Consider the following 20600-nt stretch of genomic DNA (forward strand, 5'->3'; position numbering starts at 1 on the left):
GGCCCTCCGGGGCCGTTCGTCCGGTGACGTTGCAAAGGACCCTGAATGAAATTGTTTGAGATCCTCCTGGTCGTACTGACCCTGGCCTCGGGCCTGATCCTGCTGGCCGACAAGCTGTACCTGGCCAAGCGCCGCGCCCAGCGCGCCGGCCTGCTGGATACCGAGCCGGTGCTGGTGGACTACTCACGCGCCTTCTTCCCGGTGCTGGTGGTAGTGCTGATCGTGCGCAGCTTCATTGCCGAGCCGTACAAGATCCCGTCCAGCTCGATGATGCCGAACCTGCTGATCGGCGATTTCATCCTGGTCAACAAGTTCTCCTACGGCCTGCGCCTGCCGATCAGCAACACCAAGTTCGTGCCGTTCGGCGAACCGTCGCGCGGCGACGTGGTGGTGTTCCACTTCCCGGGCCACGGCGACAACGATCCGAACAAGGGTGAGAACTTCATCAAGCGCGTCATCGGCGTGCCGGGCGACACCGTGGTCTTCGAAGGCGACGGTGTCATCCTCAATGGCGAGCCGCTGAAGTACGACAACAAGGGCATCTACGCCGGCGACAAGGGCCAGGGCGAGGGCGCCAACCTGCTGGTCGAGCACCTGCCGGGGCGCACCCACACCGTGCTGGAGACCGACTATCCTCGCGGCCAGGGCCAGTGGACCGTGCCGGCTGGCAAATACCTGGTGATGGGCGACAATCGCGACAACAGCGATGACGGCCGTTTCTGGGGCCTGCTGCCGGAAGAAAACCTGCGCGGCCGTGCGTTCCTGATCTGGCTGAACTGCCAGGGCTGGTTCTGCAAGGATGGCTTCCAGCCGTCGCGGATCGGCTCGGGCATCAACTGACTTCACATCCACGCGTATCTGGGGAGAACGCAATGAAGACGATGAACACGCAGCGCGGCATGACCCTGACCTCCTTCCTGGTGGTCCTGATCGTGGTTGGTTTCTTTCTGTACGTCGGCATGAAGCTGTTCCCGATGTACCAGGAGTACTACGCCGTGCGCTCGGCGATGAAGAGCCTGGCCAACGAGCCCGGCGTCGGCACCATGGCGCCGGCGCAGATCCAGGACCTGTTCTTCAAGCGCCTGTACATCAACTACTCGGACAACGTGAAGCCGGCCAACGTCAAGTTCAATCGTCGTGACAACGGCTGGACCCTCAACGTCAATTACGAAGTGCGTCGCCCGCTGGTGGGCAACCTCGACGTGGTTGGCAAGTTCGAATCATCCCAGGACCTCGTTCGTAGCGGTGCCCAGTAAATTCATCCAACGTGGTGACCTGATCGGTCACGTTTTCAGCGATCCAGCCCTGCTCAAACAGGCGCTGACCCATCGCAGTGCCGGTGCGCCGCATAACGAGCGCCTGGAATTCCTCGGCGACAGCATCGTCAACATGATGGTCGCCGAGGCGCTGTACCAGCGCTGGCCCAAGGCCGACGAGGGCGCGATGACCCGCGCCCGCGCCGAACTGGTGCGTGAAGGCGCGCTGGCGGTCATCGCCCGCACCCTGGAGCTGGGGGAGCGGCTGATCCTGGGCCCGGGTGAACTGAAGTCCGGCGGCCACCGCCGCGACTCGATCCTGGCCGACGCCCTCGAGGCCGTGGTGGCCGCGATCTACCTGGATGTGGGCTTCGAGGCCTGCCGGGCGGTCGTGCTGCCCTGGTTCGCCGCCTCGATGGAGGCCCTTCCGGCCACAGGCCGGCCGGAGAAGGACCCCAAGACCCGCCTGCAGGAATGGCTGCAGGCCCGACAGAAGGCGTTGCCGCAGTACGAACTGGTGTCAGAATCCGGTGACGACCACGCCAAGCACTTCCGGGTACGCTGCAACGTCGCGGACCCTGCCGCCAGTACCGAGGGCGAAGGCCCCTCGCGCCGGCTTGCCGAACAACAAGCGGCTGCGGCCGTCCTAGAACAACTGGATTCCAAGTGAGCGAACAAACTCCCCATCATTGCGGCAGCGTGGCCGTCATCGGCCGCCCGAACGTGGGCAAGTCGACCCTGACCAATGCCCTGGTCGGCGCCAAGGTCAGCATCGTCTCCAACCGCCCGCAGACCACGCGCCATCGCCTGCTGGGCATCGCCACCTACCCGGAAGGCCAGCTGGTGCTGGTCGACACCCCCGGCCTGCACAAGGTGCAGAAGCGGGCGATGAACCGGGTGATGAACCGCGCCGCGCGCGGCTCGCTGGAAGGCGTCGACGCCGGCCTGCTGGTGATCGAAGCCGGTCGCTGGGACGAAGAAGACAGCCTGGCCTTCAACGTGCTGCGCGATGCCGGCATCCCGGTGGTGCTGGTGGTCAACAAGATCGACCGCATGAAGGACAAGGGCGCGCTGCTGCCGTTCCTGCAGCAGGTGACCGAAGGCCGCGATTTCGCGTCCGTGCACCCGATCTCCGCGCAGAAGCGCAACGGCCTGGAAGCCCTGGTCCGCGACGTGCTGGCCCTGCTGCCGGAAGCCCCGCCGATGTTCGGCGAGGACGAGATCACCGACCGCAGCCAGCGCTTCCTGGCAGGCGAGCTGGTGCGTGAACAGCTGATGCGCCAGCTCGGCGAAGAGCTGCCGTACGCCACCACCGTGGAGATCGAGCGCTTCACCGAAGACGGCAACCTGCTGCGCATCGGTGCGGTCATCTGGGTCGAGCGCGAAGGCCAGAAGGCCATCGTGATCGGCAAGGGCGGCGCCCGCCTGAAGGACATCGGGGCCAAGTCCCGCATGCAGATGGAACGTCTGTTCGGGGCCAAAGTGTTCCTGGAAACCTGGGTGCGCGTGCGTGAAGGCTGGTCTGACGACGAGGCCGCACTGAAGGCCTTCGGCTACGAATAAGCCGCGACGGTCGCTTCGATGCTGATCGAGGACGACACCGGGTTCGTGCTGCATGCACGGGCCTACCGCGAGACCAGCCTGCTGGTCGAGGTACTGAGCGCGCAGCACGGCCGAATCGGCCTGCTGGCGCGTGGCGTGTCCACCGCCAAGGGCCAGGTGCTGCGCGCGGCCCTGCAGCCGCTGCAGTGGATACGCTTCAGTGGCCTGCAGCGCGGTGAACTGGCCCAGCTGCGCGGCGCCGAGGCGCTGGACGCGGCCCCGCGCCTGGTCGGCCAGGCGATGCTGGCCGGTTTCTACCTGAGTGAACTGACCCTGCGCCTGGCCCCGCGCCAGGACCCGCTGCCGGAGTTGTACCTGGCCTACGGCGAGGCGCGCGCGCGGCTGGCGGTGGGTGCCGGTCTGGCGTGGACGCTGCGCCGATTCGAGCGTGAGCTGCTGGCGGCGCTGGGGTTGGGCTTCGAACTGGACACCGCCAGCGACGGCCAGCCGGTGGACCCGGCGGCCCGCTACGAACTGGACCCGCAGGAGGGCCCGCAGCGCCTGCTGAGCGAGCGCGGCGGCGAACGCCGGGCGGCGGCAACGGGCTCGGCGCTGCTGGCACTGGCGGCGGACGAAGAGCCAGATGCGACAGACCTGGCCAGCCTGCGCCTGCCGATGCGGCGGGTGCTGTCCCATCACCTGGGGGCCAAGGGCCTTAAATCCTGGGAACTCCTGGAGCAGCTCACACCCCGGAGGTAAAGGGTAGGGTGTACGGCAGGGCTTGCAGCCCTGCACCTGCTTCAAGCCAGGGCAACGTCAACGTCAACGGCAGAAGCTGGCTATCCGTGGGATGGCAGGGTGGATCCGGTTGAGGGGGGCGCCGTAAACCCGTCCATGGGGGCTTGGTCGCGGCATCCATGCCGCTCACACCCCCTCAACCGGACCCACCCCGCCTTCGACCGTTTCCCGCAATCTGTCGGCCGAGCATTCTGCTCTGGTGGGTGTCGACCTTGGTCGACACAGTAGAGCCACGCCATGCGTGGATGCGTTTCGATTTCAATTCGAAATATTCGATTCCGATTGAGATTTCATCCACGCATGGCGTGGATCTACTGACCGTCACACGGAAACTGTCGGGGGTGGGACGGTGTGGGTTGGCAGGACCGTTGGCGCCATGGATGGCGCCATCGAGCCCCCATGGATGGGTTTACGGCGTGTCCTGCCAACCCACGCCGCCCCGCCCAATACGCAGAAAGCCGGAGCCGCTCTGGCCCTGGCTTTTGACGTCGCCGTTGATTGAAGCAGGTGCAGGGCTGCAAGCCCTGCCGAACCACCCCTCAGTGCAGCAGCGCTGCCACTGCCGCCCGGAACCCGGCCTGCGCCGGCACCGACTCCGGCGCGTGATGCAGCTGCCGCACCGCACGCGCCAACCGCGCCGCCCCCACGAACCCGCAGCTGGCCTGCAGCCGATGCAGCTGGTTGCGCAGGCTCGACGCGTCGTGCTGGTCCACCGCCTGTTCCACCGCATCGCGCACCCCCGGCAGCTCGGCCAGGAACAGCTCGCGAAGGGCGATCAGGTGGTTGCGCTGGCCGTTCAGGGCGGCCAGGGCCGCCGTCTCGTCCCAGTCCTCCACCACCAGCTCGATCGCCGCCGGCGGCGGGGTCGCTCCAGCGGGACTGTTGACCAAGGCGCGGCGCACCGCCTTCAGCAGCTGGTCGCGGCCCAGCGGCTTGACCAGTGTGTCGCTGAAGCCCGCTTCGCGCAGGCGCTCGTGGATGCTCACGTCGCCATCGGCGGTGTGGGCCAGGGCAGGGGTGTCCGGATGCGAGCGACGCAGTTCATGCAGCAGCTGCGCGCCATTGCCATCGGGCAGGTTGACATCGATCAGCCACAGGTCATGAGCGCCCGGTTCGGCCCGGGCCAATGCACTTGCAAGCGAGTCAGCGGTGTCCACATCCGCTGGTAACGTTTCCAACGCCGCCTTGAAAAAACCGCGGCTGATGATGTCATCCTCGACAAGCAGGAAGCGGGGCCGGCTGGTCCGCGGGGTCATCTGCATCAGGGCTGCCTCCATGTCAGCTGTGTCCATCATCAAGCACGATGGCGGCGGGCGCAAGCGGCCATCGGGCCCCCTCGGCCCGGATCTGCGACAATACGCACCCATTTTTGCCCGCAGCCTGTTGCCACGTGGCCCGATCCCGCTCCCGCATCGACCGTACTCCGTTCCAGACCGAGATCCTCGACCTCAGCCATGATGGTCGTGGCGTTGCCCGCCGTGAAGGCGAGGGCGGCAAGGTCACCTTCGTCAGTGGCGCCCTGCCGGGCGAGGTGGTGATGGCCGAACCGACCGCCCGCAACCGTCATTTCGACGAGGCCCGCACCGTTGAAGTGCTGCAGCCCTCGCCGCAGCGGGTGACGCCGAAGTGCCCGCATTTCGGCACCTGCGCCGGCTGCGTGCTGCAACATCTGGACGAAGACCAGCAGATCGTCGCCAAGCAGCGCGTGCTGATGGACAATCTGGAGCGCATCGGCCACGTGAAGCCGGGAGCCGTGCTGCCGCCGCTGGTCGGCGAGAGCTGGGGCTACCGTCGCAAGGGCCGTTTCTCGGTGCGCCGCGTCGAGAAGAAGGACAAGACCCTGGTCGGCTTCCGCGAGCAGGATCCGCGCTTCGTGGCCGACCTGAGCCAGTGCCTGACCGTGATCCCGGAAATCGGCACCAAGGTCGAGGCGCTGTCGACCTTCATCGAGTCGCTCGATGGCAAACGCGACATCCCGCAGATCGAATTCATCGCCGGTGACCAGGCGGTGGTCCTGACCGTGCGCCACATGCAGCCGCTCAGCGATGCCGACCGTGCTGCCTGGGCCGCGTTCGGCCAGCAGCATGGGTTCGTGATCTACCTGCAGTCCGGCGGCGTGGACACCGTGCAGCCGCTGGACGGGCACGGCGTGCCGCTGTCGTTCCGGCTGGCGCCGTGGGATGTCGAGCTGGCGTTCCGTCCGCTGGACTTCATCCAGGTCAACGCCAAGCTCAACGAGAAGATGATCGCCCACGCCCTGGATCTGCTGGAGCCGGGTGAGGACGAGCGCGTGCTCGACCTGTTCTGCGGCCTGGGCAACTTCACCCTGCCGCTGGCCCGTCGCGTGCGCGAAGTGGTCGGCGTGGAAGGCGATACCGGCTTGGTCGCGCGTGCCCGCGAGAACGCCGAGCGCAATGGCCTGGCCAATGCGCAGTTCTTCAGTGCCGACCTGACCCAGGACCAGCGCAGCACGCCGTGGATGCGCCAGGGCTTCGACAAGCTGCTGCTGGACCCGCCGCGTTCGGGCGCCATCGAAGTGCTGCAGCAGCTGCCGCTGAAGCAGTTCAAGCGCATCGTCTATGTCAGCTGCCACCCGGGCTCGCTGGCCCGCGATGCCGGCTACCTGGTCAACGAGCAGGGCTTCACTCTGGTCAGTGCCGGTGCCATGGACATGTTCCCGCACACCGCGCACGTGGAAAGCATCGCGGTGTTCGAGAAGCGCTGAGCGCTCATGGCACCGGACCGGTCCGGTGCCTTGACGGTCGCCGGCGCCTAGCGCGTCGGCGCCTCCTGCCACTGCCCATCCACGCGGATGAAGGCCACGGTCTGTTCGCCCTGGTGGGTGCCGTCACCGGCGCGCACCGTGCATTCGAACACGGCCGCCTCACGGCCCAGGTCGCAGTTGCGCACTGCATGCACCTGGGTGATGCGCGCGGCCTGTTCATAGGCGGCGCGCTCACCGGCATCGGTCTGCTGCGTGGCCAACGCGGCGAAACGTGCGCGCAGCAGCGCCTGCGCCTGCTCCACCGACGGCGCCGGCATCGGCACATCACGTTGGCCGGGCAGGGTCCATTGGCCGCCCATCCACGCGAGGCGTAGCAGTTGCGGTCGCGGATGCATGCCAGTGCTGGAGGTAGCGATGCAGTCCACCGCAGCGCTGTCCGCTGCCGGGGCGCAGCTGGTCAGGCTTTCCAGTCGGGGCCGCAGCGTCTCGGCGAGCAGGCGGCTGGTGTCGCTGGCGGGTCGCTCGGCAATCGCCTCGTCGAACATCTGGTCCATCAGTGCTTGCACTTGCGGCAGCGCGGGAAGCGCGGGCGCATCTGCGGCGGATGCCGTGCAGGACAGCAATGCCAGCAGGGCGATGGCGTTATGGGGCAAAGTGCGTCGGCGCATCAGGCTTCCGGTCCTTGAAGAGGCCGGCAGTGTAGTCATGCACGACGACGATGCGGTAGGAACTGTGGTGTGCGACCGCCATACTGTGTGCATGGGCATTGAAATCGAACGCAAATTCCTCGTCACCCACGACGGCTGGCGCGCCGCCGCGCGCCGGGTGATCCCGATGGCGCAGGGCTACATCAACGACATGGGCTCGCTTGACCGCGGCACCCAGAATGCCTCGGTGCGGGTGCGCATCGAAGGCGACCACGCCGCACTCAACCTGAAATCGCGCACCATCGGCCACACCCGCCAGGAGTTCGATTACCCGATCCCGGTGGCGGACGCGCGCGAACTGCTCGCCCTCTGCGTCGGCGGGCTGATCGACAAGCGCCGGCACCTGGTCGAGCACGCCGGCCTGACGTGGGAAGTGGACGAGTTCCTCGGCGACAACGCCGGGCTGGTGGTGGCCGAAGTCGAGCTGGACAGCGCCGACCAGGCCATCGACCTGCCGGACTGGGCTGGTGCCGAAGTGACCGACGACACCCGCTACTACAACGTCGCCCTGGCCAGCCACCCGTATTCACAGTGGTGAACCAAAAAGGACGGAGGGGATTGATTCAATCAATCGCCTCCGTCCCCTTTTTTCGCTGGCGGCGGTCCCCATGTGGTCTGGATGAAGATCGATATCTACTCCGACGTGGTCTGCCCCTGGTGCTGGATCGGCAAGCATCGATTCGAGCAGGGTGTGCAGTTGCTGGGCGCCGATGCACCTGAACTCGACATCCAGTGGCAGCCGTTCCAGCTGGATCCAGATGCCGGCGACACCCCGGTGCCGCTGCGCCAGGCCTATGCGGCCAAGTTCGGCGGTGCCGAGCGTACCGAGCAGATCCTCGGCCAGACCCAGACCACCGCGCGTGCCGAAGGACTGCCGATGGACTTCAGCCAGGGCCAGGTGCGGGTGACCACGCTACCGGCGCACCGCGTGCTGTGGCTGGCCGGCGAACACGGCGTGCAGGACTCGGTGGGCGAGGCCCTGTTCCGCGCCCACTTCGAGCACGGCCAGAATCTGGCCGATACCGAGGTGCTGGTGAAGGCCGGCGTGGCCGGCGGCCTGGACGGCGCCGAGATCGCGCAGCTGCTGGCCTCCGACCGTGGCCTGGCCGAGGTCGAGGCAAAGCTGGCCCAGGCTCACGCACTGGGCGTCTCCTCGGTGCCGACCTTCGTCATCGATGGCCGCTGGGCCATCTCCGGTGCGCAGCCGCCGGAAGCCTTCGCCAACGCCCTGCGCCAGATCGCCGCCGAGCAGGGCGCCCCCGCCGCCGCTGCCGGTGACGAGGCCTGCGGCCCGGACGGCTGCGCCGTCTGAGCGGGCCGGGGTCGGAGCCCCTGCGGGGATCCCACTCCGGGCGTCTCCTTTCGCCCGAACACTGCGCCTGCCGGCCGGTTCTGCGACAATGCGGCACTGCGCCATGCGGGCGCCCGTAATGGAGATCGACCATGCTGCTGATCGGCGTTGCCGGTACTGAACTGACCGCCCAGGAACGGGACTGGCTGCAGCACGATGCCGTGGCCGGGGTGGTGCTGTTCAAGCGCAACTTCGCCTCGCGCCAGCAGGTGGCCGATCTGAGCGCGGCCATCCGCGCCGCCGCCCCGCGCCCGCAGCTGATCTGCGTGGACCAGGAGGGCGGGCGCGTGCAGCGCTTCCGCGAGGGCTACAGCGATCTGCCGCCGCTGCAGGACATCGGCGCGCTGTATGCCAGCGACCCGCAGCAGGCGCTGGCCATGGCCGAGCAGCACGCCTGGCTGATGGCCAGCGAAGTGCGCGCCAGCGGCCTGGACCTCAGCTTCGCCCCGGTGGTCGACCTCGGCCGCGGCAACCGCGCCATCGGCAACCGTGCCTTCAGCGAAGACCCGCAGGTGGTGGCCGCGTTCACCGAGGCCTACGTGCGGGGCATGCACGCCACCGGCATGGCCGCCACCCTCAAGCATTTCCCCGGCCACGGCACCGTGCTGGAAGACACCCACGTCGACACCGCCATCGACCCGCGCGGGCTGGATGAGCTGCGCGCGCAGGACCTGGTCCCGTTCAGTGCCGGCATCGCCGCCGGTGCCGATGCGGTGATGATGGCGCACGTGATCTACCCGCAGGTGGCGGCGGAACCGGCCGGCTATTCGCCGCGCTGGATCCAGGACATCCTGCGCGGCGAGCTCGGCTTCCGTGGCGTGGTGTTCTCCGATGACATCGGCATGGCCGCCTCGCACAGCGCCGGCGGCGTACCGGCCCGCGTGCACGCGCACCTGGATGCCGGCTGCGATGTGGTGCTGGTCTGCCACCCCGAACTGGTCGATGAAGCCCTGCACGCCGTGCAGGGACGCTCCCTCAACACCGCTGCGCTGCTGGGCCTGCTTGGCCGCGGCGCGCTTGGCTGGGATGGCCTGCTGGCCGATGCCCGCCATGGCGACACCCAATCCCGTTTGCTCCACACCCTTGGAAGAACCGTCTGATGCCGAACCTCACCATTTCCCAGGCCTTGGCCCAGGCCGACCTGCTGGTCGACCGTCCCACCATCGACAAGGCCATCGCCAGCATCGCCGACGCGATCGCACGCGACTACGAGGGCGAGGTCCCGCTGTTCCTGTCCATCATGCACGGTGCGCTGCCGTTCGCCGGCCAGCTGGCGCTGGAGCTGGGCGCGCGTGGCCAGGACGTGCAGTTCGATTACCTGCACGCCACCCGTTACCGCGGTGAAACCACCGGCGGCGACCTGGTGTGGAAGCACAAGCCGGCCACCGCGCTGTTCGGGCGCCGCGTGCTGCTGGTCGATGACATCCTCGACGAGGGCTACACCCTGCAGGGCGTGCGCACCTGGTGCCTGGAACAGGGCGCCACCGACGTGCGCATCGCGGCGATGACCGTGAAGAAGCACGACCGCGGCCTGCCGGACGTCACCGCTGACTACGCCGGCATCGAGCTGCCTGACCGTTATGTCTTCGGCTTCGGCATGGACGTCAACGAAACCCTGCGCTGCGTACCGGCCATCTACGCGATGAAGGAATAAAGGCTGGCCGTTCGCGGCCTGTCCTTGTCCTGTCCTGTCCTGTCCCGCGCCGGCATCTTCGGGTGCCGGCGTTTGTCTTTTCCTGGAGTGCATTGCATGCAACAGATCGCCCTGGCCGTGATTGGCGGCACCGGTGTCTACAACCTGGCCAAGCTCGACGACGTGCAGACGCACGAGGTCGAAACCCGTTTCGGCCGTCCGTCCGGCCCGGTGCGCGTGGGCACGCTGCTCGGCAACCGCGTGGCCTTCCTGGCGCGCCATGGCGAGGGCCATTCGCTGCCGCCGCACAAGATCAACTACCGCGCCAACCTGGCTGCGCTGCAGCAGCTCGGTGCGCAGCGGGTGCTGGCGCTGAATACGGTGGGCGGCATCGGTGACGATTTCGGTCCGCGCGTGCTGGCCTGCCCGGACCAGATCATCGATTACACCTGGGGCCGGATCAGCACCATCTGCGAGGAAGAGGGCACCGACGTGGTGCACGTGGACTTCGGCCACCCCTACACGCCGATGCTGCGCAGCAAAATCCTGGCTGCGGCAAAGGTGACCGGGGTGAAGGTGCACGATGGCGGCTGCTACGGCGCCACCCAGGGCCCGCGCCTTGAAACCATCGCCGAAATCGCCCGCATGCGCCGTGACGGCTGCGACCTGGTGGGCATGACCGGCATGCCGGAAGCGGCGCTGGCACGGGAGCTGGGGCTGGATTACGCCTGCCTGGCGATCGTGGCGAACTGGGCCGCAGGCTGCGGTGACGGCGAGGAGATCACCATGGCCGAAGTGCTGGCCAACGTGCAGGCCGCCAGCAACGGACTTCCGGAACTGGTCGGCGAATTGGCGCGGGGGTGATTGTCATCCTCGGGCAAGCTTTGCATACTCAGCCGGTACGCGGGTTCAGCGTACACCACCCATTCATTGCAAAGGTCTCGCATTAACATGCCGAACGGTACCGTCAAGTGGTTCAACGACGCCAAGGGATTTGGCTTCATCTCGCCGGAGGATGGCAGCGCCGACGTGTTCGCGCACTTCTCCGCCATCAACTCCAAGGGCTTCCGCAGCCTGCAGGAAGGCCAGCGTGTCACTTATGACGTGACCCAGGGCCCGAAGGGCGCCCAGGCTTCGAACATCACGCCGGCCGAGTGATCCACTCGACAGTGCGTTGAAAACCCCGCTACGGCGGGGTTTTTTTTGCGCACGGCATCGGCTGGCGGGCACAATGCAGGCATGACGGAACGACTGCGCATCGCCGTGATCGGCTACGGCACCGCCGGCCAGGCATTGGCCATCCTGCTCACCCGCGATGGCCACGAAGTGGAGATCTTCGAACGGGTGCCGACGCCGGGGCCGGTAGGCGCTGGCTTCCTGCTGCAGCCCAGCGGCCTGCAGGTGCTGTGGCAGATGGGCCTGCTGGACGAGGTGCGCGCGCATGCGTCGCCGGTGCACCGGTTGTATGGGGATACGCCTTGCGGGCGCGCGGTGATGGACATGGGCTATGCCGGGCTGGATGCGCGCCTGCATGGGCTGGGCATGCAGCGCGGGGCGCTGTTCTCGCTGCTCGACCAGGCCCGTGACGGCGCCGGCCAGCTGCATGTCGGCACCACCATCGTGTCGGTCGATGCCACACAAGGGCGCCTGCGCGACAGCGAGGGGCGCCAGCACGGGCCGTTCGACCTCGTGGTGGCCGCAGACGGTGCAGCGTCCACGCTGCGCGGCGGCGTCGAGCAGGGCGTCGCTCTGGACCGGGTCTACCCGTGGGGGGCGCTGTGGTGCCTGCTGCCGGCCGAAGACTGGCCGCACATCAGCGAGCTGCGCCAACGCTACGTGGCCGCGCGCAAAATGATCGGGCTGCTGCCGGTCGGCACGCGGCCGGGCGACAACGCGCCGCGCCTGAGCTTTTTCTGGAGCCTGCCGCGCGCGGATTTCGAACGCTGGCAGGCCGATGGCATGGCGCCGTGGCTGGAAGAGTTGCACGCGTTGTGGCCACAGGCCAGTGCACGTTTCGCCCACCTGCAGAACGCCGGCCAGCTGGCGCGGGCGGTCTACCGCGATGCGGTGATGAAGCGCTGGCACCAGGACCGGCTGGTGCTGGCCGGCGATGCCGCGCATGCGATGAGCCCGCAGCTGGGGCAGGGCGTCAACATGGCCCTGCTGGATGCGCTGGCGCTGCGCGATGCACTGCGCAGGCACGGCCGCGGCGAGGCGGCGCTGCTGGCCTACCAGGCGCAGCGCCGCGCACACGTGGCGGTTTACCAGCGCTGGAGCCGCTGGCTGACCCCGTTGTTCCAGTCCGACCGCGATGTGTGGGCGAAGGCGCGCGATGTGCTGCTCGGCCCGATGGGACGCATGCCCGGCGGGCGTGGCCATATGCTGCGCGTACTCAGTGGCACCCAGCACGGCTGGCTCGGTGCGATGGCGCTGGATCCGGCGTTCATCGAGGCGCTTGCACAGGCCCCTGCACGCCTGGCGATCAGCCCGATTCCGCTGCGTGCCTGAACTGAGTCGTCACGGCAATTAACGAACACCTCACCCCGGATATGCGAGAAGAGGGGAGCACGCCATTGGCGCGTCGCCCGTTTTCCTTTCCGTGATCAGACATCGCGCGTGGCCGGGCGGCACTGCCGTCGCGGCCTGTTGCGGCCCGGATGTGCCGCAGTATTCGAGGAGGATGCCATGTTGTTCGCGGTCGATGAGCTGGAATCGGAAATCTGCAAGCTGAGGGGCCTGCTGCAGATGCTGCACGAGGACCAGCCCGACGTCCTGGAAGATGTGTTCGAGTTCCATGTGGGCAGCCTGATCAGCCATTCGGCACCAGCGCACCACGCGCGTATCCGTACCTGCGCGCGGGAAATGCTGGTCGCCATCCAGGCCCTGCCACGGCACAGCAATGAACGCAGCGCCGATTTCCGGGTAATGCCGGAACTGCTCGCGCGCCCGGCCTGAACCCGGCGCAGGTCCGTCCGCCCGTCGTCACCGCACGGGCAGCGCGACCAGTTGGTTGTCCGCGCAGGCGATCCATTGTTCGCCGCTTCGCCGTGGTGGCACTACGCCGGCGGTGAATGCCGAAAACGCGGGCAGCACCGTCTGTGCCTGGCGCAGCCAGAATGCAGGAAAGCGCCGCCGCAAAGCCGGCAAGGCCACCTGCGGATGCACGTGGCCAGCGATCACATGGGCATCGTCGACCTGTCGCGGCTCGTGACAGAGCAGGAACGGTCCCAGCCGCAGGTCGTCGTGGATCTGCACCTGCAGCGCCGCATGCGGCAGCTGACGGTCATGGTTGCCGCGCACCACGTGGACGTCCAGCGCAGCATGCTGCTCGCGCCAGCCCAGCCATTGCCTGTGCCAGGCCGCGCGGTGCGCCGGCCCGTGCAGGATGTCGCCGAGGATCCACAGTTCGCGGCATGCATGCTGCCGCACCAGCGCCTGCAGGCGTTGCAGGTCGCCGTCGGTGCCGCCGCTGGGCAGGGCGATGCCGGCGCGACGGAACACATCGGCCTTGCCCAGGTGCAGGTCGGCGATCAGCAGCGCGTGGCGTGCCGGCCACCACACTGCGCGTCCGCCGAGCAGGCACATCGGTTCGCCGCCCAGCTGCACCGCCAATTCAGTGGCCATGGCGGCGCTCCAGCTGCTGTGCCGCGCGCTGTACGCGGGTGCGCCAGTCTTCATTGCTGAACTGCCCGCGCAGGCGCTCGGCCCACAGCGGGAAACCCAGCGGTGTCAGCGTGGGTGGCCGCTGCAGTGACACCGATTGGGTGGCGATGTGCTGCAACGCCTGCTGCAGGCCGGGCAGGTCGAGTGCATCGGTGAGAACCTCATGCTCGGCCTGCGCCAGCAGCAGGTGGTCGGGGTCGTGTTCGCGCAGCACGTCGTACAGCAGGCCCGCCGAGGCCTGCAGCTGGCGCAGCGAGCGCGGCATGCCTCCGGGCAGGCTCGGGACCAGCAGGCCGGCGACGCGGGCGATGCCACGGAACTGCCGTCGTGCCAGTTCGCCAAGGTTCACTGCAGCGCGCAGATCGTCGAGCAGGTCGGCCGGATCGAAAAGCGTCTGCCACGCCGCTGCATCGCGTTCGATGGTTTCTGCCGGCGCCAGCACCAGGCCGTGGTCATTGACCGCATAGCCGATGCTGTTGCGCTGCAGGCGCGTACAGCGCAGCGACAGCAGTGCCGCCAGCGCCTCGTGCACGTGGCGGCCGGCAAAGGGATAGACGAACAGGAACTGGCCTTCGCGACGGCGCACATCTTCCAGCAGCAGCCGCGAAGGCGCGGGTCGTTCCGACAGGTCATCCTGCAGGCCAAGCAGCGGCGCCAGCCAGCGCGCCTCGGCGCTGTTGTCAGCACCGGACAGCACCGCTTCCAGCTCGCGCCCCAATGCCAGCGACAACGGCAGCTGGCCCCCCTGCCAGCGCGGCACCACGCCACTGCCGCTGCCGCGTGCCAGGCGCACGTAGGCGGTCATGTCGCGGAGCTGCACCAGCTCCAGCAGGCGGCCGGCGAACTGGAAACGATCACCGCGGCGCAGGCGGCTGGCGAACTGTTCCTCCACCGCGCCGAGACCACCGCCGCGCAGGAACTGCACCCGCACGCTGCCATCGCTGCTGATGGTGCCGATCGACAGCCGGTGGCGCAGCGCCTGGCGGCGATCATGCATGCGGTACCGGCCATCGTCGTCCAGCAACACTTTGTGGTACTCGGGGTACTGCGCCAAAGCGCGGCCACCCTGCACGATGAACGCGAGCACGTCCTGCCACTGCGTGTCCTGCAGCGCGGCGAACGCATGCGTGCGCCGTACCTGCGCGAGCAGCGCATCGGCGTTGAAGCCACCGGCCAGCGCACGGCTGACCGCATGCTGGGCCAGCACGTCCAGCGACAGCGTGGGCGGCGTGCGCGGTTCGGTGATGCCTTCGCGCAGGGCCCGCCGCACGGCGGCGTACTCGGCCAGCTCCAGTGCATGGGTGGGCACGCACAGCACGCTGCCACTTGCCCCGGGCCGATGCCGCGCGCGCCCCGCACGCTGGCGCAGGCGCGCCACGCCCTTCGGGCTGCCCAGCTGCAGCACCTGGTCCACTTCGGGGAAGTCCACGCCGAGGTCGAGGCTGGAGGTGGCCACTACGCAGCGCAGCGTGCCGGCGCGCAGGCCGTCTTCCACCTGCTGGCGCAGGCCTGCGTCGAGCGAGCCATGGTGCAGGGCCAGCGTCTGCGCGTCTTCCGGCCAGACCGCGGCCAGCGCCTGGTGCCACAGTTCGGCCTGCGCGCGCGTGTTGGTGAACAGCAGGCTGCTGCGCGCGGACATCAGTGCATCGAGTACGCGCGACAACTGGCCCAGGCCGAGATGCCCGGCCCAGGGGAAGCGTTCGCCGCTGGCAGGCAGCAGGCTGCTGATCGCCACGGGGCGTTGTCGTGCGCCTTCCACCTGCACCGTGTCGGCCATGCCGGGCAGCAGCACGTCGCGCGCCTGCGGCAGGTTGCCCAGCGTGGCCGACAGGCCCCACAGCTGCAGCGCCGGTGCGGTATCGCGCAGCAGCGCGAGGTTCAACTGCAGCAGCACACCGCGCTTGTTGCCAATCAGTTCGTGCCATTCGTCCACCACCACGCAGCGCAGCTGGCGCATGCGCTCCAGCGTGTCGGGGTAGCTGAGCAGCAGGGCCAACGACTCGGGCGTGGTCACCAGCACATCGATGCGGCCCTCACGGGCGAGACGACGGTCGCGGCTGCTGGCGTCGCCACTGCGCAGGCCGACCTTCCAGCCCAGGCCCAGGCCCTCGATCGGCGCCTGCAGGGCCCGCGCGGTATCACTGGCGAGCGCCCGCAGCGGCGTCACCCACAACACCTGCAGCGGGCGTACTGCATTGGCCCGCGGCGGCGCCGGCAGCGGATCGATCATCGCCTGCAGCAGCGGTCCGCCGAACATGGCCAGCGTCTTGCCGCTGCCGGTCGGGGTGTGCAGCAGGCCCGAACTGCCCGCCAGGTAGTGGCGCCACATCGCACGCTGGAACGGCAGGGGTTTCCAGCCACGGCTGCTGAACCAGGCCTGCAGCCGCTGCATTGCATCGCTGCGTCGGGTCATCGCGCCAGGGCCTGCAGGGTCGCCAGCTGGTCGGCTTCGCTGGCCGGCTTGTCCTGGCGCCAGCGCAGGATGCGCGGGAAGCGCACGGCGATGCCGGACTTGTGCCGCGCGCTGCGGTTGACCGCCTCGAAGCCGAGCTCGAATACCTGTTCGCCGCGCACGCTGCGCACGGGGCCGAAGCGTTCGCGGGTATTGGCGCGGATCCAGCGGTCCAACGCAAGGATCTCCTTGTCGTCCAGCCCGGAATAGGCCTTGGCCACCGGCACCAGGGTGTCGCCGTCCCAGACGCCGAAGGTGTAGTCGGTGTACAGCGTGCTGCGCCTGCCGTGGCCGGCCTGCGCATACAGCAGCACGGCGTCGATGGTCAGCGGGTCGACCTTCCACTTCCACCAGTCGCCGCGGCGGCGCCCAGCCTGGTAGATCGAATCACGGCGCTTGAGCATCAGCCCTTCGACACCGCGCTCGCGCGATGCTTCGCGCAGGTGCGCAGCGTGTGCCCAATCGTTGGCGTGCACGTCGGGCGACAGCTGGATGCGTGCATCGCCGAGCGCGCCGATCAGTTCGGCCAGCTGCGCGCGCCGCTGCTGCAGCGGCAGTTCGCGCAGATCCTGGCCATCGCGTTCCAGCAGGTCGTAGGCGAGCACGCGCACCGGCGTGTTGCGCAGCGTCGCTGCACCGGGCTTGCGGCGCTGGATGCGCGTCTGCAGCGCAGTGAACGCGCGTGGCGCGTCGTCGGCCTCATCCCACGCCAGCAGCTCGCCATCGATCACGCAGCCGTCGGGCAGCGCCGCCGCCGCCTGTTCGATCTCGGGGAAGCGTCCGTCCAGCCGCTCCTCGCCGCGCGACCACAAAGCCACTTCACCCTGGCGGCGCAGCAGCTGCAGGCGGATGCCATCCCACTTCCATTCCAGCAGCCAGTCGTCGATCGCACCCAGGCGTTCCTGCGGCTCACCCTCCAGCGGCGAGGCAAGGAAGAACGGGTAAGGCTGCTGGCGGTCCAGCGGCAGTTCCTCCGGCGACAGGAGTTGCGCCAGCAGGCCCGGCGTGGGCACCCACTCACCGAGCATGCGCTGGGCGATGCGGGCGATGTCCAGGCCCGACCATTCGGCCAGTGCCTGCTGCACCAGCCGCTGCGAAACACCGACGCGCAGCGCGCCGGTCAGCAGCTTGTTGAACACCAGGCGTTCGCCGGCCGGCAGCTGCCGCCAGCCGGCCACTACGGCGGCACGGCGCACGTCCTCCGGCTGGTTGGCCACGGCCAGCAGATGCTGTTCGATCCAGTCGGCCAGCGGGCGATCCGGTGCTCGCTGCGCCGGATCATCCAGCAGCAGGGTCAGCGTTTCGGCCAGGTCGCCGACCTGCGCGTAGCTGTCCTCGACCAGCCACGCCGGCAGGCCCGACTCCTCGCTCACCCAGGCGCGCAGCTCGCCGCTGGCAGCGATCTTGCGGCGTGCGCCGCCGACCTTGCCGCCACTGAGCAGGAACAGCGCCCAGGCCGCGTCATGCGCGCCGGCGTGGGCGAAGTAGTCGACCAGGGCCGCGCGCTTGTCCAGCGTGGCCGTGCTACGGTCCAGCCGCTGGTAGAGCGCGGCGAAGGCCTTCATTCCTCGCTCCCGAAATCGGTGCGGAAGGCTTCGGCGGCCACCCCGCGTTCGCGCAGGAACGGAATCAGCGCATCGGTATTGCCGTGGGTGGCGATCACCCGCGTTGCCCCGGTCTGTTCGATGGTCTGCAGCAGGGCAGGCCAGTCGGCATGGTCGGATACCACGAAGCCGCGATCGACGTTGCGCCGGCGGCGGTTGCCGCGCAGCTGCATCCAGCCTGAGGCGAAACCGAGCTGGTGGCGGCCGAAACGGCGCAACCAGGGAGTGCCTGCGGCCGACGGCGGGGCGATGATCAGCTTGCCGGCCGCCTCCGGCTGGCGCCCCTGTTCGGCCACGGTCAGCGTTTCCAGCATCGGAATGCCCGCCTCGCGGTACACCGCCACGCCGTTGGCCACCGCACCGTGCAGCCACGCGGGCGTGTCATCCAGCGGCAGCAGTTCGCCGAGCACGCGTTGCGCCTTGCCCAGCGAATAGCAGAGCAGCACCGCCGCTTCACCGCGCTGCGCGCATTCCCTGCGCCACGCCACGATCTCGGCGGCCACCGCGGCGGTATCGGGCCAGCGGTAGATCGGCAAGGCGAACGTCGCTTCGGTGATGAAGGTATCGCAGGGCACCACTTCGAACGGCGCGCAGGTGGGATCGGGCTGGCGCTTGTAGTCGCCCGAGGCGACCCAGACCTGGCGGCCATCATCGATGCGCACCTGCGAGGAGCCCAGCACGTGGCCGGCCGGATGCAGCGACACCTGCACCTGGCCCAGGGTGAAGGCCAGGCCTTCGGCATGAACCTGCAGCGGTACGTCGCCCAGCCGCCAGCGCAGGATCGGCGCACTGCCGGGGCTGCAGTGGTATTCGCCCATGCCGGGCCGGGCGTGGTCGCCATGGCCGTGGGTGATGACCGCGCGCGGCACCGGCCGCCACGGGTCGATGTGGAAATCGCCCGCGGGGCAATATAGCCCTTCAGGGCGGAGTACCACCAGATCGTCATTGACTGCCATGCCTGCACTTTCGCGCGGTGCTCGTGCACGGGGCGAGAACCGGCCTGAACGCGGGGTTGCCGGACGATGCTGCACAATCGGCGCGCAGCCTTCTCGCCGGCAGGATGGAACCGATGAACGGACCGAGCTTCAGCAGCAGCGCCCCCTTTGAAACCCACATGGTGCTGAACCAGCCGCCGCCGTTTGCGGGCCGCCAGCTGTGGACCGACGACGTGGCGCTGATGGAGGCGGTGCAGCGCGAGGGCGGGGCCGCGCTCGCGCCGCGACTGGCGATATACGGCGGGCTGGCCGGCAACCAGCTTTACCAGCTGGGCTTCGATGCGAACCGTGATCGGCCACGGCTGCGCACGCACGATGCGCAGGGCCATCGCATCGATACCGTGGACTTCCACCCGGCGTACCACCAGTTGATGCACGCGGCCAAACAGCATGGCGTGTCGGGGCTGTCGTGGCATGAGCCACAGCCTGGCGTGCATGTCGCGCGGGCGGCATTGAGCTACCTGCACCACCAGGCGGAAGCCGGCACCAGCTGCCCGCTGACCATGACCCATGCCGCGGTGGCGGTGCTGCAGGCGCAGCCGCACCTGGCCGAGTGGGCGCGCAAGGCGGCCTCCCCGGTGTACGACGCCCGCGACGTGCCGGTGGCCGACAAGGCAGGCATCACCTTGGGCATGGGTATGACCGAAAAGCAGGGCGGTTCGGACGTGCGCGCCAACAGCACGCGGGCCGAGCCCGTCGATGGCGAACGCTACCGCCTGGTCGGGCACAAGTGGTTCTTCTCGGCACCGATGTCCGATGGCTTCCTGGTGCTGGCGCAGGCGCCGGGTGGGCTGACCTGCCTGCTGATGCCGCGGCGGCTGGCCGATGGCGATCGCAATGCCTTCCACCTGATGCGCCTGAAGGACAAGCTCGGCGACTGGTCCAACGCGTCCAGCGAAGTGGAATTCTGCGGCGCGCAGGCGTGGCGCGTGGGCGAGGAGGGCAGGGGCGTGGCCACCATCATCGGCATGGTGATGATGACGCGCCTGGACTGCATGCTCGGTGCGGCCGCGGAAATGCGCATGGCCCTGGCGCAGGCGCTGCACCACGCGCGCCACCGCCGCACGTTCGGCAAGCCGCTGGTGGAACACGCGTTGATGGCCAACGTGCTGGCAGACCTGGCGCTGGAATCGGAAGCGGCGACGGTGCTGGCCATGCGCATCGCGCGCGCGGTCGACTGCGCCGGCAGCGACCCGCAGGAGGCCGCGCTGGCGCGGCTGGGCACGGCGCTGGGCAAGTACTGGGTGTGCAAGCGCGCGGCGGCGTTCGTCAATGAGGCGCAGGAATGCCTGGGCGGTGCCGGCTACGTGGAGGAGTCGATGCTGCCGCGGCTGTACCGGCAGGCGCCGTTGAACTCGATCTGGGAAGGCAGCGGCAACGTGCAGTGCCTGGACGTGCTGCGCGCGCTGGGGCGCGAGCCGGAGGCGATGCAGGCGCTGCGTGCGGAGCTGGAAGCGGTGGCCGATCGGAACACCGGTTACGCGGCGGCACTGCAGCGCTGGGCGTCGGCACCGGCGCCGGATGAATCGCAGGCGCGGTTGTTCTGCGAGCGCACAGTGCTGCTGCTGCAGGCAGCGCTGCTGCTGCGGGCGCGCAGCCCGATGGCCGGGGTGTTCGTGCGCAGTCGGCTGCAGGGCGAGCATGGGTTGGTGTTCGGGACGCTGCCGGCGGGGGTGGATGTGGGGGCGATGATGGCGCGGGCGCTGCCGCAGTAGGCGGCCAACGGCGGAGCCCCTCGTGGTGGTCGTGCGGCGGGGTTCGTGGGGGCTGGCCGGGGGGGGGGGGGGGGGGGGGGGGCGCCGCGAGGCCCCCCCCCCCCCCGCCGGCGCACACCAGCCAGCGCCGGCACCCACAAAACACATAGGAGACCACGC

21 protein-coding genes are annotated in these 20600 nt (G+C 68.8%); 15 read left to right on the forward strand and 6 right to left on the reverse strand.

All coding sequences use genetic code 11. The annotated features are described in order from the left end of the window. Positions 1–45: 45 nt before the first annotated feature. The 5 genes from lepB to recO are packed head-to-tail and all read left to right on the forward strand — an operon-like array spanning position 46 to position 3557. Positions 46–840 (forward strand): signal peptidase I, encoded by a 795-nt coding sequence (gene lepB / locus AC1VXD_RS10305; RefSeq protein ID WP_482991986.1) that lies wholly within the window; start codon positions 46–48, stop codon positions 838–840. 32 nt (positions 841–872) lie between these two features. Then, complete coding sequence (locus tag AC1VXD_RS10310) at positions 873–1256, forward strand: DUF4845 domain-containing protein (RefSeq protein WP_482991987.1); 384 nt, start codon at positions 873–875, stop codon at positions 1254–1256. Continuing rightward, entirely contained in the window at positions 1246–1926 is a 681-nt protein-coding gene (gene rnc / locus AC1VXD_RS10315) for a ribonuclease III (RefSeq protein WP_482991988.1), read from the forward strand. The genes AC1VXD_RS10310 and rnc overlap by 11 nt, the downstream gene beginning before the upstream one ends. Continuing rightward, positions 1923–2819 (forward strand): GTPase Era, encoded by an 897-nt coding sequence (era, locus tag AC1VXD_RS10320; RefSeq protein WP_108769590.1) that lies wholly within the window; start codon positions 1923–1925, stop codon positions 2817–2819. Before rnc ends, era begins: the two co-directional genes overlap by 4 nt. Positions 2820–2837: 18 nt before the next feature. Next, positions 2838–3557, forward strand: a complete 720-nt coding sequence (gene recO, locus AC1VXD_RS10325) for a DNA repair protein RecO (RefSeq protein WP_482991989.1) — start codon at positions 2838–2840, stop codon at positions 3555–3557. Between the two features lie 578 nt (positions 3558–4135). Here the strand turns inward: recO and AC1VXD_RS10330 are convergent. Next, the gene (locus AC1VXD_RS10330; protein ID WP_116864103.1) at positions 4136–4858 is read right to left on the reverse strand and encodes a response regulator; all 723 of its coding nucleotides are present in this window, start codon (positions 4856–4858) and stop codon (positions 4136–4138) included. A gap of 128 nt (positions 4859–4986) precedes the next feature. Between AC1VXD_RS10330 and rlmD the strand changes: the two genes are divergently transcribed. Continuing rightward, complete coding sequence (gene rlmD / locus AC1VXD_RS10335; protein WP_482991990.1) at positions 4987–6321, forward strand: 23S rRNA (uracil(1939)-C(5))-methyltransferase RlmD; 1335 nt, start codon at positions 4987–4989, stop codon at positions 6319–6321. Between the two features lie 47 nt (positions 6322–6368). Here the strand turns inward: rlmD and AC1VXD_RS10340 are convergent, their stop codons facing one another. Beyond that, complete coding sequence (locus tag AC1VXD_RS10340) at positions 6369–6989, reverse strand: hypothetical protein (protein ID WP_482991991.1); 621 nt, start codon at positions 6987–6989, stop codon at positions 6369–6371. Positions 6990–7080: 91 nt separating this feature from the next. On the opposite strand from AC1VXD_RS10340, the gene AC1VXD_RS10345 reads away from it, so the two are divergent. The 8 genes from AC1VXD_RS10345 to AC1VXD_RS10380 all read left to right on the forward strand — a co-directional run bounded on the left by AC1VXD_RS10345 (position 7081) and on the right by AC1VXD_RS10380 (position 12967). Beyond that, the gene (locus tag AC1VXD_RS10345) at positions 7081–7566 is read left to right on the forward strand and encodes a CYTH domain-containing protein (RefSeq protein WP_482991992.1); all 486 of its coding nucleotides are present in this window, start codon (positions 7081–7083) and stop codon (positions 7564–7566) included. A gap of 81 nt (positions 7567–7647) precedes the next feature. Beyond that, entirely contained in the window at positions 7648–8340 is a 693-nt protein-coding gene (locus tag AC1VXD_RS10350) for a DsbA family oxidoreductase (protein ID WP_482991993.1), read from the forward strand. A gap of 131 nt (positions 8341–8471) precedes the next feature. Then, positions 8472–9479 (forward strand): beta-N-acetylhexosaminidase, encoded by a 1008-nt coding sequence (gene nagZ / locus AC1VXD_RS10355; RefSeq protein ID WP_482991994.1) that lies wholly within the window; start codon positions 8472–8474, stop codon positions 9477–9479. Then, positions 9479–10033 carry a hypoxanthine-guanine phosphoribosyltransferase gene (locus tag AC1VXD_RS10360; RefSeq protein ID WP_079222740.1) on the forward strand — a complete coding sequence of 185 codons (555 nt, stop codon included), beginning with the start codon at positions 9479–9481 and terminating at the stop codon, positions 10031–10033. Before nagZ ends, AC1VXD_RS10360 begins: the two co-directional genes overlap by 1 nt. A gap of 96 nt (positions 10034–10129) precedes the next feature. Next, positions 10130–10876: an S-methyl-5'-thioinosine phosphorylase gene (locus AC1VXD_RS10365; RefSeq protein WP_482991995.1), complete on the forward strand. Its 747-nt coding sequence runs from the start codon at positions 10130–10132 to the stop codon at positions 10874–10876. 87 nt (positions 10877–10963) lie between these two features. Then, positions 10964–11170, forward strand: a complete 207-nt coding sequence (locus AC1VXD_RS10370) for a cold-shock protein (protein WP_005410590.1) — start codon at positions 10964–10966, stop codon at positions 11168–11170. Between the two features lie 81 nt (positions 11171–11251). Beyond that, on the forward strand, positions 11252–12520 hold the full coding sequence (locus AC1VXD_RS10375) for an FAD-dependent oxidoreductase (protein WP_482991996.1): 1269 nt from the start codon (positions 11252–11254) through the stop codon (positions 12518–12520). A 177-nt stretch (positions 12521–12697) separates the two neighbouring features. Then, positions 12698–12967 carry a hypothetical protein gene (locus tag AC1VXD_RS10380; protein ID WP_482991997.1) on the forward strand — a complete coding sequence of 90 codons (270 nt, stop codon included), beginning with the start codon at positions 12698–12700 and terminating at the stop codon, positions 12965–12967. Between the two features lie 27 nt (positions 12968–12994). On the opposite strand, the gene pdeM is transcribed toward AC1VXD_RS10380, so the two are convergent. From pdeM to AC1VXD_RS10400, 4 genes are read right to left on the reverse strand one after another with little or no spacing between them, the layout of a single operon-like run. Further along, on the reverse strand, positions 12995–13636 hold the full coding sequence (gene pdeM / locus AC1VXD_RS10385; RefSeq protein WP_482991998.1) for a ligase-associated DNA damage response endonuclease PdeM: 642 nt from the start codon (positions 13634–13636) through the stop codon (positions 12995–12997). Beyond that, complete coding sequence (locus tag AC1VXD_RS10390; RefSeq protein ID WP_482991999.1) at positions 13626–16088, reverse strand: ligase-associated DNA damage response DEXH box helicase; 2463 nt, start codon at positions 16086–16088, stop codon at positions 13626–13628. Before AC1VXD_RS10390 ends, pdeM begins: the two co-directional genes overlap by 11 nt. After that, positions 16085–17692, reverse strand: a complete 1608-nt coding sequence (locus AC1VXD_RS10395) for an ATP-dependent DNA ligase (protein ID WP_482992000.1) — start codon at positions 17690–17692, stop codon at positions 16085–16087. Before AC1VXD_RS10395 ends, AC1VXD_RS10390 begins: the two co-directional genes overlap by 4 nt. After that, positions 17689–18687, reverse strand: coding sequence for a ligase-associated DNA damage response exonuclease (locus AC1VXD_RS10400; RefSeq protein ID WP_482992001.1), 999 nt, complete (start codon positions 18685–18687; stop codon positions 17689–17691). Before AC1VXD_RS10400 ends, AC1VXD_RS10395 begins: the two co-directional genes overlap by 4 nt. 113 nt (positions 18688–18800) lie before the next feature. Here AC1VXD_RS10400 and AC1VXD_RS10405 point away from each other — a divergent pair, with 113 nt between their 5' ends. Further along, positions 18801–20441 carry an acyl-CoA dehydrogenase family protein gene (locus AC1VXD_RS10405; RefSeq protein WP_482992002.1) on the forward strand — a complete coding sequence of 547 codons (1641 nt, stop codon included), beginning with the start codon at positions 18801–18803 and terminating at the stop codon, positions 20439–20441. Positions 20442–20600: the final 159 nt, after the last annotated feature.

Source organism: Stenotrophomonas sp. STEN054 (assembly GCF_056854535.1).

Excerpts from the sequence above, each read along its gene's own strand:
- pdeM (WP_482991998.1), bottom strand. The coding sequence starts at position 13,636 with ATGGCCACTGAATTGGCGGTGCAGCTGGGCGGCGAACCGATGTGCCTG.
- AC1VXD_RS10330 (WP_116864103.1), bottom strand. The coding sequence starts at position 4,858 with ATGCAGATGACCCCGCGGACCAGCCGGCCCCGCTTCCTGCTTGTCGAG.
- AC1VXD_RS10400 (WP_482992001.1), bottom strand. The coding sequence starts at position 18,687 with ATGGCAGTCAATGACGATCTGGTGGTACTCCGCCCTGAAGGGCTATAT.
- AC1VXD_RS10405 (WP_482992002.1), top strand. The coding sequence starts at position 18,801 with ATGAACGGACCGAGCTTCAGCAGCAGCGCCCCCTTTGAAACCCACATG.
- AC1VXD_RS10395 (WP_482992000.1), bottom strand. The coding sequence starts at position 17,692 with ATGAAGGCCTTCGCCGCGCTCTACCAGCGGCTGGACCGTAGCACGGCC.
- AC1VXD_RS10350 (WP_482991993.1), top strand. The coding sequence starts at position 7,648 with ATGAAGATCGATATCTACTCCGACGTGGTCTGCCCCTGGTGCTGGATC.
- AC1VXD_RS10390 (WP_482991999.1), bottom strand. The coding sequence starts at position 16,088 with ATGACCCGACGCAGCGATGCAATGCAGCGGCTGCAGGCCTGGTTCAGC.
- AC1VXD_RS10375 (WP_482991996.1), top strand. The coding sequence starts at position 11,252 with ATGACGGAACGACTGCGCATCGCCGTGATCGGCTACGGCACCGCCGGC.
- AC1VXD_RS10310 (WP_482991987.1), top strand. The coding sequence starts at position 873 with ATGAAGACGATGAACACGCAGCGCGGCATGACCCTGACCTCCTTCCTG.
- nagZ (WP_482991994.1), top strand. The coding sequence starts at position 8,472 with ATGCTGCTGATCGGCGTTGCCGGTACTGAACTGACCGCCCAGGAACGG.
- lepB (WP_482991986.1), top strand. The coding sequence starts at position 46 with ATGAAATTGTTTGAGATCCTCCTGGTCGTACTGACCCTGGCCTCGGGC.
- AC1VXD_RS10380 (WP_482991997.1), top strand. The coding sequence starts at position 12,698 with ATGTTGTTCGCGGTCGATGAGCTGGAATCGGAAATCTGCAAGCTGAGG.
- AC1VXD_RS10360 (WP_079222740.1), top strand. The coding sequence starts at position 9,479 with ATGCCGAACCTCACCATTTCCCAGGCCTTGGCCCAGGCCGACCTGCTG.
- recO (WP_482991989.1), top strand. The coding sequence starts at position 2,838 with ATGCTGATCGAGGACGACACCGGGTTCGTGCTGCATGCACGGGCCTAC.
- AC1VXD_RS10370 (WP_005410590.1), top strand. The coding sequence starts at position 10,964 with ATGCCGAACGGTACCGTCAAGTGGTTCAACGACGCCAAGGGATTTGGC.
- AC1VXD_RS10365 (WP_482991995.1), top strand. The coding sequence starts at position 10,130 with ATGCAACAGATCGCCCTGGCCGTGATTGGCGGCACCGGTGTCTACAAC.
- AC1VXD_RS10340 (WP_482991991.1), bottom strand. The coding sequence starts at position 6,989 with ATGCGCCGACGCACTTTGCCCCATAACGCCATCGCCCTGCTGGCATTG.
- AC1VXD_RS10345 (WP_482991992.1), top strand. The coding sequence starts at position 7,081 with ATGGGCATTGAAATCGAACGCAAATTCCTCGTCACCCACGACGGCTGG.